Genomic DNA, 5,160 nt, shown 5'->3' with positions numbered 1-5,160 from the left:
GGCGAACGGCGGGGACGCATTCAAGCGATGCTTCCAGTGCGGGCTGTGCGACACGGTGTGTCCGTGGAACCGGGTGCGGAGCTTCAGCATCCGCAAGATCGTGCGGCAGGCCGCGTTCGGGATGACCGAGATCGAGAGCGACGAGATCTGGCGCTGCACGACGTGCGGGAGATGCCCGCAGCAGTGCCCGAGGGACGTCAAGCAGATCGAGTCTGGGATCGCGCTGCGGCGGGTGGCGACGGAATACGGGGTGTTCCCGACCTCTGTGAAGGCGGTCCGGACGGTGAGCGCGAGCCTGGTGGGGGAAGGCAACCCGCTGAGCGAGGAGCGGAAGAAGCGGGCGGACTGGGCGAAAGGCCACTCGGTGGAGGAGTTTACCGAGGAGAAGGAGGTGCTGTATTTTCCGTGCTGCTACCCGAGCTACGATCCGCGGTTGAAGAAGGTGGCGCAGGCGACGGCCGACATTCTGAACCAGGCGGGGGTGAGCTTCGGGATTCTGGGGAGCAAGGAGAACTGCTGCGGGGAGAGCATCCGGAAGACCGGGGACGAAGAGCTGTTCAAGCGCCTGGCGAAGGAGAACATCAAGACCTTCATCGACAGCGGGGTGAAGAAGATCCTGGTCTCCTCGCCACACTGCTACCACACGTTCAAGAACGAGTACCCGGAGTTCAGCGTGCACTTCGAGGTGGTTCACGTCTCGGAGTTTGTTGCGCAGTTGATCGAGGAAGGGCGGCTGACCCTCGAAAAGGAGTACCCGAAGCGGGTGACGTACCACGACCCGTGCTATCTCGGGCGTCACAACGGGATCTACGACGCGCCGCGGGAGGCGCTCAAGCGGGTGCCGGGCCTCGAACTGGTGGAGATGGCGGACTGCCGGAGCGACAGCTTGTGCTGCGGCGGGGGCGGGGGCCGGATCTGGATGGAGACGCCGAAAGGGGAGCGTTTTTCGGATCTGAGGCTCGAGCAGGCGATCGAGGCCGGGGCCGAGGTGCTGGCGACGGCCTGCCCTTACTGCATCGCGAACTTCGAGGACAGCCGGCTGACGCTGGAGCTGGAGGATAAGCTGGAGATCAAGGAGATCACCGAGATCATCCGGGAAGTCATTGCCGGATGAGATGATATGGTTTGCAGTCCTGCAGGAGAAGGGCCGGAGCGCGGTCTTCCCGGCGGACACGATTGAGCGCGGATGCAAAGGCCCCTGCCCTGGGGCCGCAACCGATCTGCTGAGGTGAAGAAAGTGGAAAAAGAAGAACACGTGCTGGAAGAGAAGATCCGACAACTGTGCAAGGGTCTCGGGAAGGAAGATTTCGGGGACGTGCTGGTGGTGGGCGGGGGGATCAGCGGGATCCAGGCCTCGCTGGATCTGGCCACGGCGGGGTTCAAGGTCTACATGATCGAGAAATCCCCTGCGATCGGCGGCCACATGGCGCAGCTGGACAAGACGTTTCCGACCAACGACTGCTCGATGTGAATTCTCTCTCCGAAACTGGTCGAGGTCGGCCGGCATCCGAACATCGAGGTCCTCACCTACACCGAGGTGGACCGAGTCGAAGGGGAAGCGGGGGATTTCAGGGTGACCCTGAGGACGAAGCCCCGGTATATCATCGAGGAGAACTGCACGGGGTGCGGGACCTGCGCGGAGTATTGCCCGGTGCAGTACCCGGACCAATACAACCAGGAGATCAGCGACAACAAGGCGGTGCACATCTATTTTGCGCAGGCGATCCCGCTGATCGCCTATATCGACGAGAGCTGCCTGTATCTGAAAGAGAAGAAGTGCCGGATCTGCGAAGGGGTGTGCAAGACCAATGCGATCGACCTGAACCAGAAGGAAGTGAAGCGTGAGGTGAAGGTCGGGGCGATCCTGCTCTCCTCGGGCCTCGAGCCGTATGACCCCGGCGTGAAGCATGAATACGGCTACGGGAGGCTGCAGAACGTGGTGACGAGTATGGACTTCGAGCGGCTGTTGTGCGCGACCGGTCCATACGAGGGAGAGATCCTGAGGGCCTCGGACAAGAAGCATCCGCACAAGATCGCGTGGATCCAGTGCGTGGGCTCGCGGCGGGTGACGCCGGGGGACAACAGCTACTGCTCGGCGGTCTGCTGCACCTACGCGCAGAAGCAGGTGATCCTGACCAAGGACCACGACGCGGAGGCGGAGTGCACGATCTTCCACAACGACGTTCGCTCGTACGGGAAGGACTTCGAGCGCTACTACGAGAGGACCTCGCAGCTTCCGGGGATACGGTTCATCCGCAGCTATGCATCGGTTGTGCGGGAGGACCCGGTCACGAAGAACGTGTTTATCCGCTACGCGACCCCGGACGAAGGGGTGAAGGAAGAGGCGTTCGACATGGTGGTCCTGTCGGTGGGGTTGAACCCGCCGGTGGGTGCGAAGGCGCTGGCGGAGACCTTCGGGGTTGCATGCACGGAGCACGGGTTCTGCGAGATCCACCCGACGAACCCGATGGAGACGAGCCGTCCCGGGATCTTTGTGAGCGGTGGTTTCCAGGGCCCGCTGGACATCCCCGAGTCGGTGTTCAGTGCGAGCGGGGCGGGGTCGCAGTGCGGGGAGTTTCTGGACCGCCGCCGTGGGAGGCTGACAACGGAGCGGGTCTACCCGGATGAGAAGGATGTTTCGGAGGAAGAGCCGCGGGTGGGCGTGTTCGTGTGCCACTGCGGGGCGAACATCGGCCGGGTGGTGGACGTGCCCTCGGTGGTGGACTACGCCCTGACGCTGCCCCATGTGGTCCATGCGCAGGAGCAGCTGTTTTCCTGTGCGACGAACTCGGCGAACGAGATCACGGACATGATCAAGGAGAAGGGCCTGAACCGGGTGGTGGTGGCGGCCTGCTCGCCGAGGACGCTCGAGATGCTGTTCCGCGACACGCTGCGGGAGGCGGGGATCAACCAGTACTACTACGAGATGGCGAACATCCGGGAGCACAACTCGTGGGTGCACTCGAAGGAGAAGGAGGAGGCGACGCAGAAGGCGAAGGACATCACGCGGATGTCGGTGGCGCGCGCCTGCCTGCTGGAGCCGCTGCAGGAGATCGACCTGCCGGTGAACAAGACGGCCCTGGTGGTGGGCGGGGGCATTGGGGGCATGACCTGCGCGCTGTCGATCGCCAAACAGGGCCACGAGGTCTACCTGCTCGAAAGGGAGGCGGACCTGGGCGGGATGGCGCGGCGGATCCACTATACCCTCGAAGGCCTGGATGTCCAGAAGTACCTGCACGAGCTCGAACGGGAGGTCTACCAGCACCGGCTGATCCACGTCTACACGGAGGCGGAGATCACGGAGGCGACCGGGTACGTGGGGAACTTCGTGACGCGGGTGAAGACGGGCCATCGGGAGGTGGAGATCCACCACGGGGCGGCGGTGATCGCGACCGGTGCGGTGGAATATCGGCCGACCGAGTACCTCTATGGGCAGAACGAGCAGGTGGTGACGCAGCTCGAACTCGAGGAGCGGATCGCGCGCCGGGACGAGGCTCTTGCCGGTGCGCAGAGCGTGGTGATGATCCAGTGCGTCGGGTGCCGGCAGGCGGACCGGCAGTACTGCAGCCGGGTGTGCTGCAGCCAGGCGGTGAAAAACGCGCTGAAGCTGAAGGAACTCAACCCGGAGATGGATGTCTATGTCCTGTACCGGGATATGATGACCTACGGGTTCCGGGAGGATTACTACCGAGAGGCGTCGAACCGGGACGTGAAGTTCATCCGGTGGGAGCCGGAGCAGAAGCCGCAGGTGAGCGAGGCCGAGGAAGGGGGCCGGAAGGTGGTGCGGGTGGTGGTGCCCGATCCGATCCTCGGGGAGGAGTTGGCGATCGATGCGGACTACCTCACGCTGTCGGCGGCGGTGATCCCTGCCTCCGGGGCGGAGGAGCTGTCGCGGCAGTTCAAGATCTCGCTCGGGCCGGATGATTTTTTCAAGGAGGCGCACGTCAAATTGCGGCCGGTGGAGTTTTCGACGCAGGGCGTGTACCTGTGCGGCACGGCGCACTACCCGAAGCACATCCCGGAGGTGATCAATCAGGCTTACGGGGCCGCGGGCCGGGCGCTGACCCTGCTCTCGCACGACATCGTGACGGTGTCGGGTGCGGTGTGCGAGGTGGAGGAGAAGAAGTGCATGGGGTGCGGGGCGTGCCTTGCGGCGTGCACCTATGGAGCGATCGAGTTCCGGGATACGCGCCAGGGTCAGAAGGCGGTGGTCAACCCGGTTCTGTGCAAGGGGGACGGGCTGTGCAACGCGGCGTGTCCGACCGGGGCGATCCGGCTGAAGCACTTTACGGACGAGGAGATCATCAGCCAGATCGATGCGGCGATACCGGAGGAAGAAGGCCTGCCGCAGATGGATGCGGCGGTTGGAGATGTGTAGGATGATCGAACCAGGCAACGCCGGGATGAGCGGCGAAGGGGGTGAGAAGGAATGAGTGCAGGGGCCAAATTTAAGCCCAGGATGCTCGGGTTTGTATGCCACTGGTGAGCGTACGGCGCTGCAGACATGGCTGGAGTTTCCAGACTACAATATTCGAATGAGATCAGGCTGATTCGCGTCATGTGCTCGGGCAGGGTGGATCTGGAGTTTGTGCTCAGAGCCTTCTCGAACGGACAGGACGGAGTGTTCATAGGCGGCTGTCATTTAGGCGAATGCAACTATATCACGCACGGGAACTACCATACGTTGAGCATGGTGCTGCTGTGCAAGCGGATCATGGAGCACATCGGGCTGAATCCGGAGCGGCTGCGGATCAAGTTCATGTCGGCCGGGGACGGAATCCCCTTTGCGGAGTACATGACGGATTTCAGCCGGACGATCAAGGAGCTTGGCCCGATCGGCGAGGGGGAGGGGCTGGATCCTGCGGAGTTGAAGGAGAAGCTCGATGCGGTCCGGAAGCTGGTTCCTTACATCAAGGTGGTGAAGCGGGAGAAGCTCGAACACCGTCTGACGAACAAGGCGGAGTACGAAGGGTTCTACACCCGGGAGGAGATCGAGGAGCTGTTCCGGGACGTGGCCTCCTACTACATCGACCCGGAGAAGTGCCAGGCGTGTATGACGTGCTTCAGGCGCTGCCCGGCCGAGGCGATCATCGGGGGGAAGAATCTGATCCATGTGATCGACCAGGACAAGTGCATCCGGTGCGGGACTTGCTTCGAGGT

3 protein-coding genes are annotated in these 5,160 nt (G+C 63.0%); all 3 read left to right on the top strand.

Features of this window, described 5'->3' with window-relative positions; all coding sequences use genetic code 11:
• On the top strand, window positions 1–1,114 hold a 1,114-nt coding region (locus H567_RS0120870; protein WP_028322878.1), incomplete at its 5' end, for a (Fe-S)-binding protein.
• Between the two features lie 72 nt (window positions 1,115–1,186).
• Window positions 1,187–4,378 (top strand): CoB--CoM heterodisulfide reductase iron-sulfur subunit A family protein, encoded by a 3,192-nt coding sequence (locus H567_RS0120855; RefSeq protein ID WP_153306313.1) that lies wholly within the window; start codon window positions 1,187–1,189, stop codon window positions 4,376–4,378.
• Window positions 4,379–4,429: 51 nt separating this feature from the next.
• The coding region (locus tag H567_RS0120850) for a hydrogenase iron-sulfur subunit (RefSeq protein WP_084517682.1) at window positions 4,430–5,160 on the top strand (731 nt) is incomplete at its 3' end.

Source organism: Desulfatiglans anilini DSM 4660, from assembly GCF_000422285.1.
GTDB lineage: Bacteria > Desulfobacterota > DSM-4660 > Desulfatiglandales > Desulfatiglandaceae > Desulfatiglans > Desulfatiglans anilini.
This window is presented reverse-complemented; position numbering and strand designations above follow the sequence as displayed.